21 protein-coding genes are annotated in these 13,993 nt (G+C 61.0%); 3 read left to right on the forward strand and 18 right to left on the reverse strand.

The features are described 5' to 3' along the window. Nucleotides 1-202: 202 nt before the first annotated feature. The 18 genes from thyX to ABZV42_RS17660 all read right to left on the reverse strand — a co-directional run bounded on the left by thyX (nt 203) and on the right by ABZV42_RS17660 (nt 10,932). Entirely contained in the window at nt 203-901 is a 699-nt protein-coding gene (gene thyX, locus ABZV42_RS17575) for an FAD-dependent thymidylate synthase (protein ID WP_356052476.1), read from the reverse strand. Between the two features lie 61 nt (nt 902-962). Further along, entirely contained in the window at nt 963-1,493 is a 531-nt protein-coding gene (locus ABZV42_RS17580) for a hypothetical protein (protein WP_356052478.1), read from the reverse strand. Nucleotides 1,494-1,574: 81 nt separating this feature from the next. Next, nucleotides 1,575-3,638 carry a ribonucleoside-triphosphate reductase, adenosylcobalamin-dependent gene (gene nrdJ / locus ABZV42_RS17585; protein ID WP_356052647.1) on the reverse strand — a complete coding sequence of 688 codons (2,064 nt, stop codon included), beginning with the start codon at nt 3,636-3,638 and terminating at the stop codon, nt 1,575-1,577. 4 nt (nt 3,639-3,642) lie between these two features. Next, nucleotides 3,643-4,194: a hypothetical protein gene (locus ABZV42_RS17590; protein WP_356052480.1), complete on the reverse strand. Its 552-nt coding sequence runs from the start codon at nt 4,192-4,194 to the stop codon at nt 3,643-3,645. Next, nucleotides 4,191-5,000 (reverse strand): metallophosphoesterase, encoded by an 810-nt coding sequence (locus ABZV42_RS17595; protein WP_356052649.1) that lies wholly within the window; start codon nt 4,998-5,000, stop codon nt 4,191-4,193. Before ABZV42_RS17595 ends, ABZV42_RS17590 begins: the two co-directional genes overlap by 4 nt. Continuing rightward, nucleotides 4,997-5,191 carry a hypothetical protein gene (locus ABZV42_RS17600; protein WP_356052482.1) on the reverse strand — a complete coding sequence of 65 codons (195 nt, stop codon included), beginning with the start codon at nt 5,189-5,191 and terminating at the stop codon, nt 4,997-4,999. Before ABZV42_RS17600 ends, ABZV42_RS17595 begins: the two co-directional genes overlap by 4 nt. Next, nucleotides 5,188-5,649 (reverse strand): DUF3310 domain-containing protein, encoded by a 462-nt coding sequence (locus tag ABZV42_RS17605; protein ID WP_356052484.1) that lies wholly within the window; start codon nt 5,647-5,649, stop codon nt 5,188-5,190. The genes ABZV42_RS17600 and ABZV42_RS17605 overlap by 4 nt, the downstream gene beginning before the upstream one ends. Further along, nucleotides 5,646-5,849, reverse strand: coding sequence for a hypothetical protein (locus ABZV42_RS17610; RefSeq protein ID WP_356052486.1), 204 nt, complete (start codon nt 5,847-5,849; stop codon nt 5,646-5,648). Before ABZV42_RS17610 ends, ABZV42_RS17605 begins: the two co-directional genes overlap by 4 nt. Then, nucleotides 5,846-6,445, reverse strand: a complete 600-nt coding sequence (locus ABZV42_RS17615) for a toprim domain-containing protein (RefSeq protein ID WP_356052651.1) — start codon at nt 6,443-6,445, stop codon at nt 5,846-5,848. Before ABZV42_RS17615 ends, ABZV42_RS17610 begins: the two co-directional genes overlap by 4 nt. After that, nucleotides 6,369-6,770 carry a CHC2 zinc finger domain-containing protein gene (locus tag ABZV42_RS17620; protein WP_356052488.1) on the reverse strand — a complete coding sequence of 134 codons (402 nt, stop codon included), beginning with the start codon at nt 6,768-6,770 and terminating at the stop codon, nt 6,369-6,371. Before ABZV42_RS17620 ends, ABZV42_RS17615 begins: the two co-directional genes overlap by 77 nt. Further along, the gene (locus ABZV42_RS17625; RefSeq protein ID WP_356052655.1) at nt 6,742-6,879 is read right to left on the reverse strand and encodes a hypothetical protein; all 138 of its coding nucleotides are present in this window, start codon (nt 6,877-6,879) and stop codon (nt 6,742-6,744) included. Before ABZV42_RS17625 ends, ABZV42_RS17620 begins: the two co-directional genes overlap by 29 nt. Then, nucleotides 6,872-7,168: an endonuclease VII domain-containing protein gene (locus ABZV42_RS17630; RefSeq protein ID WP_356052490.1), complete on the reverse strand. Its 297-nt coding sequence runs from the start codon at nt 7,166-7,168 to the stop codon at nt 6,872-6,874. Before ABZV42_RS17630 ends, ABZV42_RS17625 begins: the two co-directional genes overlap by 8 nt. Before the next feature lie 130 nt (nt 7,169-7,298). Further along, complete coding sequence (locus ABZV42_RS17635; RefSeq protein ID WP_356052492.1) at nt 7,299-7,688, reverse strand: hypothetical protein; 390 nt, start codon at nt 7,686-7,688, stop codon at nt 7,299-7,301. A 44-nt stretch (nt 7,689-7,732) separates the two neighbouring features. Further along, nucleotides 7,733-8,581, reverse strand: a complete 849-nt coding sequence (locus tag ABZV42_RS17640; RefSeq protein WP_356052653.1) for an AAA family ATPase — start codon at nt 8,579-8,581, stop codon at nt 7,733-7,735. Further along, nucleotides 8,551-8,709, reverse strand: a complete 159-nt coding sequence (locus ABZV42_RS17645) for a hypothetical protein (protein ID WP_356052494.1) — start codon at nt 8,707-8,709, stop codon at nt 8,551-8,553. Before ABZV42_RS17645 ends, ABZV42_RS17640 begins: the two co-directional genes overlap by 31 nt. Nucleotides 8,710-8,755: 46 nt before the next feature. Further along, the gene (locus ABZV42_RS17650; protein ID WP_356052496.1) at nt 8,756-9,538 is read right to left on the reverse strand and encodes a PD-(D/E)XK nuclease family protein; all 783 of its coding nucleotides are present in this window, start codon (nt 9,536-9,538) and stop codon (nt 8,756-8,758) included. Beyond that, on the reverse strand, nt 9,535-10,005 hold the full coding sequence (locus ABZV42_RS17655) for a hypothetical protein (protein ID WP_356052498.1): 471 nt from the start codon (nt 10,003-10,005) through the stop codon (nt 9,535-9,537). Before ABZV42_RS17655 ends, ABZV42_RS17650 begins: the two co-directional genes overlap by 4 nt. Nucleotides 10,006-10,437: 432 nt before the next feature. After that, nucleotides 10,438-10,932 carry a hypothetical protein gene (locus tag ABZV42_RS17660; RefSeq protein WP_356052500.1) on the reverse strand — a complete coding sequence of 165 codons (495 nt, stop codon included), beginning with the start codon at nt 10,930-10,932 and terminating at the stop codon, nt 10,438-10,440. Between the two features lie 466 nt (nt 10,933-11,398). Here ABZV42_RS17660 and ABZV42_RS17665 point away from each other — a divergent pair, with 466 nt between their 5' ends. The 3 genes from ABZV42_RS17665 to ABZV42_RS17675 all read left to right on the forward strand — a co-directional run bounded on the left by ABZV42_RS17665 (nt 11,399) and on the right by ABZV42_RS17675 (nt 13,966). After that, nucleotides 11,399-11,719: an HNH endonuclease gene (locus ABZV42_RS17665; RefSeq protein WP_356052502.1), complete on the forward strand. Its 321-nt coding sequence runs from the start codon at nt 11,399-11,401 to the stop codon at nt 11,717-11,719. Between the two features lie 449 nt (nt 11,720-12,168). Continuing rightward, nucleotides 12,169-12,381: a hypothetical protein gene (locus ABZV42_RS17670; RefSeq protein ID WP_356052504.1), complete on the forward strand. Its 213-nt coding sequence runs from the start codon at nt 12,169-12,171 to the stop codon at nt 12,379-12,381. Nucleotides 12,382-12,400: 19 nt separating this feature from the next. Further along, nucleotides 12,401-13,966 (forward strand): hypothetical protein, encoded by a 1,566-nt coding sequence (locus tag ABZV42_RS17675; RefSeq protein WP_356052506.1) that lies wholly within the window; start codon nt 12,401-12,403, stop codon nt 13,964-13,966. The last annotated feature ends 27 nt before the right edge of the window (nt 13,967-13,993 follow it).

Below are 13,993 nucleotides of genomic sequence, written 5' to 3' on the forward strand. Positions count from 1 at the left end.
GCCACATTCAATGCAGTCGATTTCGACTCCACCGTTATCCCAGCCATAGACCCAGACTCGGCTTAGGTTCATCACGGATGCATCAGGCATCGAGCTGGCGTCTCTCCTGCCTTGGCGTACGTCCAGAGGCCGCAAGGCGCTTGGAACCAGGCGTACTGACTCAGGCCCAGGACGAGCACCAGGACCATGGCGGCGAGTATCTTCACGGCGCCACCCGTCCGTTCTTCTCAAAGGCCGCGTAAGTCTGGGGCATGAGGGACGCGAACGCGGATTCCATCTGCTCGGCAACCATCTCGATTTCCTGCTGAGGGAACGAGGGGAAGGCCGCGTTCTCTCGCTTTGTCCGAAGGCTCAGGAAGTGCATGAGGCTGCGGGCGTTACAGGTTGCGTAGAACGAGGTGAAGATGTTCACCGGAAGCACCATGCGGGCCACTTCACGAGCAACCCCGAGATCCAGAAGGCGCTTGTAGGTGGTGTAAGCCTCTTCGCTGATTCGCCGCAGATCGCCGCTTACGGCACGCTGCTGCTTGTAGTCACCCGCAACGAACTGGTAAGCGCCCGGCTTGCCTACCTGACGCAGTGGCCGGCCATCGGCCGGCACGTAGAAGACCGGCTGAAGTTCCTTATAACGTGCAGATTCCTCGTTATAGCTCCAACCAGCCCTGTGGCGCATGAATTCACGAGCCACAAAGATTGGCGCCTCGATGTAGAACGTGAAAGACGTGTGCTCGAAGGGAGACCCGTGACGGTCTCGCATGAGGAAGTTGATCAGGCCCTCAGTGGGAAGGTTGAGGTCCAGGCCGTCAGATCCGATCGTGGAGACACGCGCGGCGGCTGCGACATCGAAGTCACGAGCGCTGTACTTCCAGCAGTCGGCATAGACTTCAGACCGGAATTCCATGTTTCTCCCATGCAAAAGGGGAGCCAGGCCGTACCCGGCTCCCCATCAACAGCGTGCGGTCTTACTTGTTGGCCTTGAACTGGCCCGTCTTCTTGTCCTGCCACAGCGGCTCGCACTTGTCCCCGTCCGGGCCATCGCAGAACATCGCCGTCCAATTCGGCTTCTGGACGAGAGAGCGACCGTGCGGGCAGGAGTCATCGGAAAGCTTCGGGCTTCCCTTCGGCTCGACCTTGCCGCCGTTGAACCGCTTCGGAGCGGCACCACCGCCCGGATTCGTTCCACTGCCCTTGTACTGACTCCGCGTGTACTCCGCCGCCTTTGCAGCGAAGTCGATCAGTCCCTCGCTCTTCATCGCGGCCAGCAGCTCGGCGCCGCGGCGTGCGGTTTCCTCGGCGCTGTGGCCGTAGACGGCGGGGGTGAACCACTCGGCGTCAAAGCCCGATGCGGCCTTGAGAGTGATACCGATCTTGAAAGGGGCGGGACCGTCAGGGGCAGTAGTAGTCAAAGACTTCGTCTCCTTCTTCGAGGCTTCAGGTGCTTCAGGTGCTTCGTCCCAGGGGGAACGCTCGTCAAATGGGTCCGGATAACTCACTCGGAATCCCTTCCTCTATTTCCATACTGCATTACAGACGTCACAGATACAAGTTCGTGCCGCTGTGACGGCCTTCACTTGCTAGATGGGGCAGGCACCGCTTGCGCAGATCTCATCGAAGCCGGTGTCTTCGGTCTCGATCCCGAGAGCAGAGGCCAGCTCGTTGTACTCCTCGCGGGTGATCCGCTCGTACGGAGCCTGAGCCCGCGACATCTCCGGGAAGATCGTGGAGCCCTTGAGCCGGGGCATGAACTCCAGCAGCACACGGGCCACGTCATCTACCGTGTACCGGCTCGGATCGACGGAGGCCGTGTAACTCACCGCCTGGTCAGCCCAATAGCGCTGATAGAGCGCCTGGACCCCAAGCATGTCCTCCAGGGTCAGCATCCCGGCGTGCTCGATCACGGACGGGTCCATGACCTGAGACACCAACGGGTCCCGAGTCGGGATACTCACTACCGCCGTGTTCGCCGCGTAGATGCACGGCTCGACGTGGTAGCCCCTCGCCCGGTAGTCCTCAACCTGTCGAACCTCTTCAGGCTCCACCAGGCTGAAGCGGATACGACGAATGAAGTAAGCAGCGAAAGGAGCATGAGTTGCCTCTCCGGAGACGCCGGCCACCTTGGAGATGGTGCCTGTGGGGGCGACGACCCTCTTCTTGATCGGGACCGGAATCCGCATCTCGTTGGCGTACTCGGCCGCAGCCTCGTCCACCGCTTCGGCCAACAGCTCTAGCGTCCGCTGAACCTGCCAGTCGTCGGCCACCTCGCTGTACTTCAGACCGTTCTTCGCCAGGAAGTCAGCGAAGCCCAGGTGACCAACGCCGATGCGTCGATACCGCGAGATGGCGTCCTTGGACTTGGGGTCAGCGACCTCCGCACATGTGGCCCGGATCAGGTACCGGGTCACCAACCGGTGGGCCTCAAGCAGCCCGTCAGTGTCGACGGTGCCGAACTCGTCCACGAACGCAGCCAAGTTGACCGAACCGAGGTTGCACGGCTCATACGGGGTCAGCAGGGCCTCACCACATGGGTTCGTGGTGTAGACCCCATCAACCTCCCCGACAGCACTCAGGGAGCTGTTCCAGAACCCAGGTTCCCCGTTCGTCAGGGCACCCTCAGCGAGGGCCGTAAGGACGTGTTGGGCCTCAAGCCCCATTGCCGTGTCGATGCTCTGAGCGGCCGCAATGAACATGTCGTCCACCTCGACCGACAGGTTCGTTGTCCAGTGCTTCGACTGGTCAGCCTTGGAGGCCAGGAACTCGTCAATCTGCGGGTCGTCCCATCGCATGATGGACATGCGCGCCGAACGCCGGACTCCCCCACTGACGATGCACCGAGCGATCTCGTGGTCTATCGCCATGGCGTCCATGCCAGTGAGCCGAGATCCGAGATAGCGGACCAGGCCCATCGGGTCGGAGGCGTCCACGTCCACTCGGCTGGCAAGGATCTTGCCGACCTCGACCATCATCTCGGCGAACGGGGCCGGTCCGGAGGCCGTGCCACCGAACGCCCGCAGAGGGGCACCCTTGTGCCGGACGCGGGACACGTCATACACGCGGTGCTGGTGCCGGGTCTTCGAGTCGTGGGACGTGCGGATGAGATCGCCCAGGGCATCAGCCCAGCCCTCTCGGGAATCCTCAACTCCGTAGGCGCCGGCCCATGTGTAGGCGTACTCAGTGGAGATGAGTCCGGCCTCCACCATGTCCAGGTAGTCAGGATGGCTCGGGTCACAGACCATGTGAACCGCCACCGGCGCGACGACGGCCGGAAACTCACTCAGGTAGTGGTTCGAGTAGTTGGCGCCGACGCCGCCACCCTCGGCCAGACGCAGCAGAGTGAAGGTGAAGTGCTCGGCCGGGTCATGGGCGTCCCAGCCAGCAGCCCAACAGTTGTTCAGCGCGTAGTCATTGACGCCGCTCGACTTCAGGTGACGGCCCGCGGGCATCACCTTCCACGACTCGATCAGCTCGACCAGGCGCTCAGCCTCGCCCGGCTCGATGTACCGCTCGGGGACCAGGGCCACGTTGCCGGCCACCACTCGACGCACGGTCTCAGGCCAGGTCTCCAGCTCACCGTTCGGCTTCTCTCGCCGATACGTGCGGTCGTAGACAGTCTTAGCAGTTTCGGTCTTCCAATTAGTCAGGGTCTTACCTTCCCGTCCGTATGCCTCGGTTCATTTCCGCAGTGAGGGCGTCGATTGCTCGGTATCCCCGCTTGCGGTCGTTCTCGTTCTCAGGGCTCGTCCCATAGACGAAGAGCCTGAGGATTGCCTCTTGGTAGTCCCTGTTGAGGCGTCGGATGGACTTCTCGGCGTCCAGCCGCGCAGACAGGATGTTGTCGGTGATGATGCACCGAGTGAGGTCGTCCTTCTTGCCGATTTGGGCGGAGACCTCAGCGTCCGTGTAAACGAACGAGCGCATGACGCCGCGGACTTCATCGGGCGTGTAGTGGTACTGATCGTCCATGAGATCGAGGTAAGCCCGCTCCTTGGCGGCATACCGTCGACCAGCGGTATAGAAGATCTTCCGGAGAATTTCCTCATTGCCCTGGTATCCGGCGATGATGTGCTTCTCCTGAACTGCGTGGAGCATGATCTCTTGCTTCACGTCGTCGGGCTCCACGATGGTCCACTTGGCTGCGATCTCGTGCGCAATCTTCGTGGCCAGCGGGTCAAGGGCCTCCCAGTCGATTTCCGTCATGCAGCTTCCTTGCCTGCGAACTGGCCCTTCGGCCCACGCTTGATCTTTCCGTATCGCTGACCCTCGACTACGAAAGAGCCGTCGTCCTCGACCGGGATTGCGTGAGGAGTCGCACCGTAAGCGCCGACGTAGAAGACGCCAAAGCCCTTCTGCCAGTTGGCGGGGCCGTTCTTGAGGTATCCGGCCTTCTTCACGTCCATGAGGTGACCAACCTCGAAGCCGTAGATCGTCCGCAGCTTCCCGCCGTAGCCCGTGGACTCCGGAGAGATGGCCAGCCGGTGAGTGTGGCCCATGACGACCGAGACGCCGGCCTTTCGGGCCTTCGCCGCAGCCGTACGGCCTGCAACCTGATTCAGGCCGGGCGACTCGTGGCCGTGAATCGCTACCCAGCCCGGAGCGAACGGATAGTACGGCTCCAGCTTCGTGACGTCGTAGGCCGCAAAGTCGAGCAGGTTCTCAAAGCGGTAGAACTTGTCTTCCGCAGCAAGGGCCGGCGCCCGCGATGCGAGGTACTTCTGAGGCCGCTCGTCGTGGTTTCCTTCCAGGACCCCAATGGGGCCGTCGTAGACGGCTCGCAGGGGCTCAAAGAAGTTCTCCTTGGTGTAATCCGAGTCCCGGATCACATTGCCCTCGAACTCCGCCCTGGTCCCCGCGGACCAGCGGGACGGAGCCGGGTAATCCACCAGGTCACCAATCTGGATGACCTCGTCCGGCTGGTACTCGCCCACGAACCGGATGACGTTCTTCAGGGCCCGCTTGTCCTCGTAGGGCGCCTGAACATCGGAGATGACTACAACGCGCTTCAGTGGTTCTTCTCCTCAACGATCTTGATTGCCTTGTCCAGCTCATCGCGAACCTGCTTGGCCTCGGCCACAGAAATGTTGGTAGGGATGACCTCACGCGCGTTGGAGATGTCGAACCCGATGAAGCCCACGTAAGGGAGGATGCGAATACTCTGCTCCGCAGATTCCCCGAACTCTCCGAAAGCGATCTTCACTGTGCAGCCTCCATGCGCTGTATCTCGCGGTTGATGTACCAGGCCGCCTTACGCAGGTCCGTAAGCGGCAGGTCGTGCTTGTGCCCGGCGCGCATGATGTACTTCAGCGAGTTGCCCAGGTTGAAATTGAAGTTCTCGGTGACGTCGATGACTTCGAGTCCGTTGGGAAGCCAGGTGTAGTGCGACGGGTGATTCACCTCGTCGTCCTCCTGGTCCTCGACGTCGGCCGACAAGTAGTCGGCCACCTCATCGAGGAGTTCCACGTACGCCTCCAGGCCCGCGGCGGTCAGCTCCTCCTCGGCGAAGCCGAGTGTGGTCCCGCTCGGAAACGTCAGCTCGTACGGGAAGATCTCGCCTTCCTTGTAGTCGGTGACGCCCGCCTTCTTGTCTCGGAATTGAGAAGTGAAGAGGGTGGAAGGATTCGACACGATGACGACACTGCCAGGCTCAAACTTCACAGCTCCTCCAGCTCCTCATCCTTGAAGTAGCAGCCGCTAGCAGCCTGGCCTCCGAGGTGGGAGCCGTCGACCAGGACGGAAGTCGCCTCCTCGGTCTGCGCGTAACCAACGGCCTCGACGGTTCCTGTCAGGCCAGCGGTGCCGTCCTGGACCGAGGCCCGAACCCGGACCCGCGTACCGGGCTTCCAAATGGACTTCACAGACCGATCCTTTCTCGCAGGGCGAGAGCCCCGTACTCATGCAGGAATGAATTGGAGTCGTGACCATCGCCCAGGACGATGACCTTTGCGTTCAGCAGTGAAGCGGCCAACTTTTCTGCGGCCTCAAGGCCGGGCTTATCTCCGTCAGCGATGATGTAGACCGACTCGAATCCCATAAGGGCGGGAAGGAAGTGGTCTCGCCACGATGACGTGCCCTGGTAGGCGATGGCCGGCACCCCCACCGACTCCCACACCATCGCGTCGAACTCGCCCTCAGTGATGACGATGTTTCGGCTACCGGTGATGAGTGCCTTGGTGTTGAACAGCCGGGGTTGATCGCCTGGGAGCGTCAGGTATTTCCCGTGCCCCTGGTGGTTCTCCTTGCGGGTCGGGGCGAGGTAGTTTCCTTCCTCGTCCCGTACGCACCTGTCGGCAATGCAGCGGAATCGGATGGTGGCTACGCCGTGAGGACCATTGGCCGGCCGCAGGTACGGGAGGACCAGATGTCCCGCTCTCTGCTCATGGCCAGTCAGAGCCGAACCGACGAATCCCAGGGTGAACCTGTCGGCTACGTCGTCCAGTCCCCGAGCCCTGATGTACTCCTCGGCCGGGCTGTCCTTGAACTGGTGGTAGTACGTCCGCGCCGCTTCCACCGAACCGGGCATGTGCCCATGCCTGGGCTTCTCGGAAGCCAAATTTCTCCTCTCGCATTACAACATCTATCGAGTCTTCGGAGACCTGACAGACAAAGCAGTTCCAACGGTTCTTGTCGGGGTTAACCGATGCGCTGGGGTTCTCCTCAACGTGAAGCGGGCAGAGGATCTTTGACCACCCTGCCCGCTGTTTCACGTCTATTGAGTAGTAGTGCTTCAGGACCGCAGCGATCGGCGGCTTAGTGACTGCTCTGAGGGGCCGGCTCACCGATGCGCCTCACGTGGACGGGGAAGTTGTACTGACGATGCACGGAACTCATGAACTCCCTGTCGCCGCGCCACTTGCGATAGTCGACCTTGATTCGCTCGTCAGTCATCGGTTTCCTCTCGCGTATCCATGTGATACCGCGGACCCAAGAGTCGGGCCGCAGGCGGGTCTTCCAGGTAATCGGCTGCGTTACGAAGAACTACGGGATCGTCCTTGGCGCCCGGCAGGATTCGCCGGTTGCACAGTCGACAGGTGAGCCCGCGTACGAGGCCGGTTTTGTGGTCGTGGTCTACGTCGAGCCGGTAGCGCCTTGGCTGTTGGCAGATGGCGCAGACTCGGCCCTGGTACTCGAAGAGGGCCTGATATTCGCCAGGCTCTAGGCCGTAGGTGTTGGTCACACGAGATTCGTGTGAGGCAGCCCTTCGAGTCGCCTTCCTACAGGTCGAGCACACTCGACCCTTCGGGGTGTAGAACCTGACCGCACGGTTCTTCTGGCATTTCGTGCAGCACCGGTATCCGGCGCGAGGGTTAGCCACGCGGCCTCAGTGCCGCCTCAAGCTTCTTCTGGTCCTTCACGGAGACCGCCTCATCGGCAAGGCTCTGAAGGTAGGAGAGGGGAAGCACTTCCCAAGCGGGACCGCTACCCGTGGGCATCGACACCGCAACGACGCGAGCCGCGCTGTATCGAGAATGGAACTTCAGTTCCTTGGCCAGTCGATAGAGCCGCATTCGCCGAGCGCTTTCGACCGAGAGAACCAGAGCCACGACACCGCCACCAGCTTCTTGAATCTGGTTTTCGGTGATGTGCGGGTTCTCATTGAGAAGAACCCCCACGATTTCTCGCTCAAGCGTGTATCCGCAAGTTCCGTTCATTTCCCCTCCCCTTTCCCTATTTCCAATATAGATCGAGACCGTCACACTTACAAGTTCCGAGCGCCACTTGAACCTGTGACGAACATTACTTACAGGGGGTCTGACACGTCCGTGAGCTGCATGTTCGCGGCGTTGAATACGTAGCTGCTGAAGGTCGTGCCGCTGGGGTCGGCAAAACCCTCTCGGTTCTTGACGGGAGAGACGTGCAGGATCGCTCCGTCCATCTCGTCCGTCTCCTTGTGGATCGTCAGGATGACGTTCGGGACACGGCCGATCTTCCCCTTCACGCCCGACAGCGGGATGGGCTGGAGACCGTCACTGTGCTCGCCCGTGACGTGGTGCAGGGCCAGGACATGAGCGCTGGTGTACCGCGCCATGTCGGACAGGTACTCGCAGAGCGATTCGAGGCCGAAGGTGAAGCTCTCGGCATCGCCCACGGCTCCCGCGTCGATGTTCGTGATGTTGTCGACCACCACCAGGTGAGGGAACATCCCGAAGACCTCGTGATACGCCCTCAGGTCCGTCTCGATGGTCTGGAGCGAGGGCCGCGCCTCGTAGTTGAAGCGCAGCCACCACCGCTTGCCCAGGTAGGCCGTGTAGTCGCCGAACTCGTCGGCCAGGAGCTTGCCCTTCACGTCCCTCACGTTGTCGCCTGTGAGGATGGCTGTGGCCCTGGTGAGCTGCGTAGCGGCGTTGGAGTCCGCGCTGTAGTAGAGGACCGGGACGTTGCCGTACAGCGCCAGGTTCAGAGCGAAGAGGCTCTTGCCCGTGCCGGGGCCGGCAGCGACGAGCGAGAACTCACCGCGCCGGAATTCCACCTCATGACGAGCCAGGCCCTTATATGGCGAAGGGAGCGGTTCGCCTGCCGCTCCCTTGACCAGAACTGATTGTGCCAGGCTGTAAATCTCTAGCCTCCAAAGTCCACGAGAAGTGAGCAGGCGGTGTTTCGTTCCTCGTCGGTGTCGAAGTACCAGTTGCCGACCGCGCCCTGAAGGGCTGTACGGATCACTGCAAGTTCTTCGTGGGTCACTTCGAGTGCGACGTTCGGATTGCTGATCGTGGCCATTTCGCTCCTTTCCCTATTTCCAACATAGATCACTTGTGTCACACGTTCAAGTTTTGTTCGAATAAAAACAGGCGTGCGCTACATCACAGAAACGGCAATCGAATCCAGGGCTCGCCGGGAAGTCGCCGGCCTTCACTCCTGCGTCCATCGCCGCGTACCGCTCGCCCAGATCCTCAGCCGTCACCTGGTCCAACTTCACCGGCCGGGAAAGTCGGCCGTCCTTGGCCAGGTACCAGTCAGCATCGTTGACCTCGACGTCGTACAGCTCCCTCACGGCGATGCCGTACGTCTGGAGCTGGAACTTGCTCTTCATACTCCCCGTCTTCAGGTCACGGGGCCGTACAGCGTCCTTCACGGCAACGAGCTGGTCTATGTATCCGCGGACCTGCACCCCTCCCAGCTCGGTCAGGAAGTACAGCTCAAGCGCCAGCTCCCCATCAGGCGTGCGCCAGATCTCGGGACCCTTCTCCTTGGCCCACTCCACGTAGTAAGCCGTCTGCTCCTGGCCCAGGGCGTAACGGCGCTCGATGTCCTCGCCCCCGTTGTAGCGACCGGCAGACAGCCACCGGTCCGTGTCGCTCTCCTTGTCCAGCGCCTTGTTCGTCAAGGCCGCGTACTCGTCCGAGAAGAGCTGAACAGCCTCCTCAGCGGTCATGGTCCGACCCGACCTCTCGACCGCCTCAGCGGCACTGTGGAAGGCCGTGCCGTGGTGCGACCAAGCGGCCGGCACCGGGATGACACGCTCTACTCGCTGTAGGTAGAAGCGCCATGCGCACTTCTCGTACTGCTCGGTCTGACTGACCGAGCGGGGCTGAGTCTCAATGCTCAAGCCAATACCGCCTTCGCGTATCGAATGATCCTGAATGAACTACTGCCGTCGAGCTGGGGGTGTGGCCGGCTGATGCTCACGTGCTCGACGTCGACCATGAGCGCCTGCTCCAGCTCGGCCACCAGGGCGAGCACTCGGGCCCGGCCCTCCTCGGCTATCCGGTCGGAGACGATCACGTCCACGTACTCGATGAAGGTCCGAGGCCGGCGCTTCGAGTGCGCCTTGGTACGCATGATCAAGAGCCCGAACGTCTCGTCATCCTCGGTGAACTCCCGCACCTCAGTGCACTGGTCGATCAGGCCGAGGAGCTGTTCACGGAGCCTGCGTTCCCCGTCCACGGCGGAAGTGAACTCACTGAGCGTGAAGCCTCGCTTGAGGCCGTAGAAATCAGGGATGGCGTGCTCGTGCGGGACGTCCTCTTTGTCCCGGACATGGGCCATGTAGCTGCCCAGATCCAGCTTCGGCATCGCACCAGAGTCCTCGACTCCCAGCTCAAGACACACAAGCACTCCCAATGCCCCCGACCCCCTCGTGAGGGGTCTTCTTCACAAGTGAGGAGCCGCTGTGTGGCCCCTGTGAATCAACGTAGCAAGCTTGAGGCGTGGTTAACAGTGCAAGTTTTCGCAGGTGGGAGGCTTTCGAGCACAACCTTTTGTCCGCTCACGGATTATTGAACTTGCAGGTGTGACGCTGTGCGATCATCAAACGGATCAATCGGACAGAGGAGACCGAACCGGAAGATCCACTTCCTTTTCGTGGTGACTTAGCGTGAAGGTCAAAGGTGGATAAAATCGCTGTACGGTGCATGCTTCAGCCCGGTGAACATGACAGGGCGATCAACAAAAAGACCTCCTGTACCAAGCGGTACGGGAGGTCTAACCAGTTCATGCGCCTGGGATCTACTCCTCAGGCTCGTCCGGGAGGTCCAGCGCCTCACGGAGCTTGCCGTTCGGGACCGGCCGGCCTTCGGGCCAGCGGAGCACCATGCGCTCATCAGACGGCAGCCGGGGCACCAGGACCCACGGACCCTCAGGGGAATCGGGCTGGAGATCCAGAACTGCGTCACCGTCTCGGACCATGCGCTCAAAGCGGGCCGCACTGCCGAGCTGCGTCTTCGTGAGCCCAGTATCACCGAGCTGCCTGCGCAGGAATGCATAGAGATCACGAGCACGATTAAGGTGAACGAATTCGGTACGCCGCGTTTCCGCGGAAGGCCATGCAGCTTCTAGAATTTCCTTTGCGGAATTCCTGAAAGGTGCACGTTTGATACCCAAATTGGACAGCCGCCAGTCAACCGCCTGAACAGTCACGTCAAACTGTTCAGCGATTTCCTTATTGGAAAAGCCATTTCTATAGAGCTTCAATAGCTCAGGGTTTTCCGGCAGCTTTGTCATTCGTTCCGAATCCTGTCCGTGCTTGGCGGTGCGACGGGCACGCGGGTGGTGATCTTCAGACAAGATACCGTCACCAACGCCACAGTTTCAAGCCCCATCCGCCTACTGACCAGGGATGTTGACGCATCTCACCTTTAACGTGTGACCTGCATCTCACTTAGGTCCAAGTCTGTCCCAGACCGGGTGCTTTGACACCGACATCCTTAGTGAGAGAGCGAGTGAAACGAGCGAACGAGCACGGACATTAGAGACTCAACTACAAGCTTGTAGACACTAGTTACTAACTGTAAGCCTACGTTTACGTAGATCTTTGTTAAGCCCTTAACGCTTCAAGTAAAAAGTCATACTTAATAGCTTCTCTTGTTGAGCCACTGTTGAGCGCTAGGCGCTCCAGATGAGCAGTCCAAGAGACGGCCCCGGCTGCCAGACCAGAACCCGGCCGGGGCCTTAGACCTCAAGGGGGGCCATGCCCAGGGCCAAGAGCATCTGCCTAAACAAGGGCTGCCTCACCCCGACCGTTAGAGACGGTCGCTGCGGAGAACACCAGCTCCGAAAGAGCTGGAATAGAACAAGTGCTCGAAATGCTTCGAGGCCGTCTGACTGGTCTCGGCGCAGGGCACGAACCCTCGCCAGGGACCGCTTCACCTGCCAGAAGTGCGGAGCGAAGGAACACCTTGAGGTGGACCACATCGTCCCGGTAGCCCGCGGAGGCTCATGGGAGCCAGACAACCTCTGGGTGCTGTGCAAGCCGTGTCACAAGCGGAAGACCTACTCAGAACGTAGCTGAACTGAACATAACCAACCCGGTCCCCTGAGGCCGGGTTTTTTCATTCCTTCCGGAGGTCCCCTCATGTCTGCGTGCAATGGCGCCTGCTTCGACTGCCCCTATGACTTCTGCGGGCCTGAGACTCCGAAGCGCCGGCCTACCAAGGCCGCGGAGCGGTCATGGCGACAGGACGCCCTCTTCGAGCTTGAGGAGCTTGGTGACCTCTACGGCATCGACCCCAAGGCGGTGAGACTCCCATGACGCGAGGACCCCAGCCCAAGGAAAACGCCGTCAGGCGTAACAAGCACGAACATGCCCAGGCGCTCTCTGGAGGCGCTACTGAGGGCCGTGCCCTCCCGCCCGGCCTCGGAGTCAAGACGGCCGGCGCTAAGCGCTTCTGGAAGACGTGGGCCACATCGCCACAGGCCGGTAAGTGGGCTGAGACCGACTGGGCTGAGCTGGAGATCACGGTGAAGCTCGTGGATGCCTTCTACCAGGGCGACACCAAGTTGGCCGGTGAGATCCGGCAGCGAGTCTCCAAGTGGGGCGCCACGGTCGAGGACCGCGCCCGCCTCCGCATGTCCATCGAGGACGACCAGGACCAGGACCAGGCCGAAGAGACGGCCGGTACCGGACCCACCACAGACCTAGACGAGGAGCTGTACCGACTCCTGAGCGAATAACGAAATGAGGTGACTGCCCTTGCAGACAGGCAACTTGCCTGAGGGCGTCCCCTCTCCTCAAGAAACGCTCGGGTACGAGGTCATCCGCTGGTGCACCAAGTACATCGTTCAGCCGGACGGAGACAGGGCCGGTGAGTCCTGGACCTTCACCAAGGAACAGCTTCGCTTCGTCCTCTGGTTCTACGCCATCAACCCCGATGGCACATGGAAGTACAGCGCCGGCACTCTTCGCCGGGCCAAGGGGTGGGGCAAGACTCCGCTCCTGGCCACTCTGGCCATTGTCGAGTTCATAGGCCCGTGCCGGTTCTCCCACTTCAACGCCTTCGGGCTCCCGGTAGCGAAGGCCGTTGCCCTGCCTACGGTGCAGGTCGGTGCGACCGCGTTCGAGCAGACGGAACAGACCATGGAGTTCATCCGCGGCTGTCTGTCTGAGTCTCCTGCCGAGAAGGAGTTCAACCTCGACATCGGCAAGGCAGTCATCCAGTTCAAGACTGGAAAGCCCGGCTCCATCAAGCCGAAGGCCACTGCCGGCCGCACCAACGAGGGCAACAGGCCCACGTTCGTCCTGATGGACGAGGTCCACCACTGGGTGGGCTCCAACGGCGGCCCCGAGTTCTTCCAGACCCTCAAGCGCAACGTAGAGAAGTTGGCTGCTGCTGGCTCCCGCTGGGTGACCACGACCAACGCATACAACCCCAACGAAGACAGCGTTGCTCAGCAGATCCACGAGTCAGAGATGGTCCGCATGGGCCTGTGGCTCTATGACTGCCTCGAAGGCGACATCGAGCCCGATGAGATGCGGGACGAGGACAAGGTCCGCCAGGCCCTCACGGAGGCGTACGGCGACGCCACATGGGCGGACGTTGCGGGTCTTACTCGAACGATCCTCTTCGACCGTACGACGCCTGATTCGACTTACCTCCGCTTCTTCTGCAACCGCATTGCCGAGTCCTCTAACGGCTGGATGTCCAAGAGCGAGTGGGACGAGTGCTTCGAGGACCAGGACCCCATCGAGCCTGGCGACCAGATAGCAATTGGCTTCGATGGCAGTATCCGCGGAGACGCCACAGGGCTCGTTGGTTGCCGATTGCGGGACGGGAAGCTGTTCGTCCTCGGCCTCTGGGAGAACCCCAGGGACCCGAACCGGCCTGACTGGGAAGTCGATGTTCTCGCTGTGGAGGCCGCTGTTAAGCGGGCCTTCGAGACGTATCGGGTCGAGTGGATGTATGCCGACCCGCCTTACTGGCAAGAGAACATCGGTCGGTGGGCCCTCGAATGGGGCGACGACCACGTATTCGAGTTCTGGACCAACAAGCCGACTCGCATGATTCAAGCGGTCGAGAGATTCCGTACTGCTGCGATGGTCCAAGACCTTCTGCACGACGGAGGCGACGACCTCACCCGCCACGTGCTCAATGCCGTGGTTCGGGAAGTGCCTCAGGGCTTTCTCATTACCAAGGACTCTCCGAGGTCCAAAAAGAAGATCGACCTTGCTGTGTGCGCGGTCCTGGCATTCGAAGCCAGGGCTGACGCCATCGCGGATGGGCGGCTTAAACGACGACGTTCTAGGGTGGTTGGATTTTGAGCGCACTCAGCATTGACACCTCTCCAA

Origin of the sequence: Streptomyces sp. NPDC005281 (genome assembly GCF_040607495.1) — a bacterium.
Taxonomy (GTDB): Bacteria; Actinomycetota; Actinomycetes; order Streptomycetales; family Streptomycetaceae; genus Streptomyces.